The 2,193-nt window shown below is 56.3% G+C and carries 2 protein-coding genes; both read left to right on the top strand.

The annotated features are described in order from the left end of the window. The first annotated feature begins 76 nt into the window (after window positions 1-76). Complete coding sequence (locus M5G11_RS23085; protein ID WP_273913126.1) at window positions 77-820, top strand: adenine nucleotide alpha hydrolase family protein; 744 nt, start codon at window positions 77-79, stop codon at window positions 818-820. Window positions 821-823: 3 nt separating this feature from the next. Next, the gene (locus M5G11_RS23080; RefSeq protein ID WP_273913127.1) at window positions 824-2,191 is read left to right on the top strand and encodes an ISL3 family transposase; all 1,368 of its coding nucleotides are present in this window, start codon (window positions 824-826) and stop codon (window positions 2,189-2,191) included. Window positions 2,192-2,193 lie beyond the last annotated feature (2 nt).

The following is a 2,193-nucleotide window of genomic DNA, read 5'->3' as shown; positions in this document are numbered from 1 at the left end:
GGCTATTCGGATAATCGTGTGTAAAGCATGAGGATCAGTTACAATCTGAATCCGGATTATCGTGTGGATTCAGATCATGCAAGTCGTAAGCTACGGAGCAGGAACGAACAGCACTGCGATGCTCATCGAGATGGTGAAACGCGGCGAGCAAGTAGATCTGATCACCTTCGCAGATACCGGTGGTGAGGTTGCCGAGACGTATCGGTACATCGCGCTGTTCAGTGAATGGCTTGTGGGCATGGGCTATCCCGCTATTACGTGGGTTAAAAAGGGTGGAAGCGATGAAACCCTGGAGCAGGTCTGCTTGCGGCTCAAGCAGCTGCCGAGCGTTGCCTACGGCTTCAAGACCTGCTCTCAGCGGTTCAAGATCGAGCCGCAGAACACCTTCATGAACAACCATCCGGATGCCCTAAACACATGGAAATCCGGAGAGAAAGTCGTGAAGTGCATTGGCTACGATGCTGATGAGCCGCACCGCGCCAAGGCGTTCGACGATAAGAAGTACCTGCTGCGCTACCCGCTTCTGGAATGGGATATGGGCCGGGATGAATGCATCAGCACCATCAAGGCAGCGGGCCTGCCACTGCCAGGCAAAAGTTCATGCTTCTTCTGCCCCAACCGTAAGGCCCCGGAAATCCTGGCCTTGCCTGAGGAGTTGAAGCTCCGCTGCCTGGACATGGAGGCAAATGCTGAGCTGACCAGCATCAAGGGCTTGGGCCGGCGCTGGTCGTGGACTGACTTAATTCGCTCAGACAGGGCACAATTGCGGCTTTTCGATACCCCGCCAGATATTCCGTGCGGGTGTTACGACGGCGCATAGTCAATGACCGATATCCTCGATCTGCCACAATGGACGGTGCTTAGCTCAAGCCTGAGCGACGGCACCTATGCGATCAGAGCCGAATACGGCGTGCCGCTTCAGGCCTGCACCAAATGCGGCCTGATCGGCAAGCTGTACCGACACGGCCCAAAGGTCGTGGCGTACCGCGATAGCCCTATCAGGGGCGCTCACGTTCAGCTTGAGGCAAAGGTTCAGCGGTACAAGTGCCGTGAGTGCGGAGGCACGTCGTTGCAGCCACTGGAAGGCGTCGAGGTTGATCGGCGCATGACTAAGCGGTGCGTCGACTACATCAAGACCCAGTGCCTGCGTGACACCTTCACCAGGCTGGCAGAGCACATCGGGTGCGACGAGAAGACGATCCGCAACATCGCGAACGACTACGTCCACTACATGAACACCCAGTTCAAGCCGTACCTGCCAAATTGGCTGGGCATCGACGAGACCAAGATCGCCGGGGACATGCGCTGCGTCCTCACAGACGTTGGTCGTAACGTACCCATCGATATCCTTCCCCATCGCGATCAGGAAACCCTGGCGCGCTGGCTGTCTGGCTTCTCTGATCGCTCGACCCTGCTGGGCGTGGCCACCGACATGTGGCGGCCATACCTCAACGTGGTGAACATGATGGCTCCTGGCGTGCCAGTGGTCATCGACAAGTTCCACGTTGTCCGGATGGCTAACTACGCCGTTGACAAGACCCGCATTCGTCGCGGGAAGGCCCAGGGCGTCAAGGTCAACAAGGAGTGGAAGCGCAGCAAGGTGTTGCTCAACAAGAGCGGCGCGAACCTTACGGACAAGCAGGCCTTCAACCTCGATATGTGGGTGGATAACGACGCTGAGATTGGTCAGTCGTACCAGTTCAAGGAGGACTTCTACGCCCTGTACAACCTGCCCAAGGATGAAGCTATCCCTGCTCTCGATCTGTGGTTGGCGGCGGTCAAGGCGAGCGATGTAGTGGCCGATTACAAAGACCTGCTATCAGCACTAAAGAACTGGCGGCAGCAGATCCTCAACTACTTCGACTACCAAATCACCAATGGCTACACCGAGGCTCTGAACGGCATGACCAAGGTCATCAACCGCAATGGTCGTGGCTACACCTTCGACATCATTAGGGCTCGCGTCCTCTTCTCCAGGAGCGCCAGAGCAGGCCAGTCACCCGAGTGGTTCTGCGTTTCTTGTGGTGGCCTGTTCTTCGAAGATGAAACGGAATCGTGCATGCACACCGAGGAAGGTGATGATCGAAAACACTGCATCTGTCCTGAGTGCAGTGAAAGATCAATTACACAGTCAATGGAGTGGGAAGACACCATCGACTGGGCAGAGGTTTACACACACTATTCCGAATAGCC

Source organism: Pseudomonas fontis, from assembly GCF_028656955.1.
GTDB classification, from domain to species: Bacteria; Pseudomonadota; Gammaproteobacteria; order Pseudomonadales; family Pseudomonadaceae; genus Aquipseudomonas; species Aquipseudomonas fontis.
This window is presented reverse-complemented; position numbering and strand designations above follow the sequence as displayed.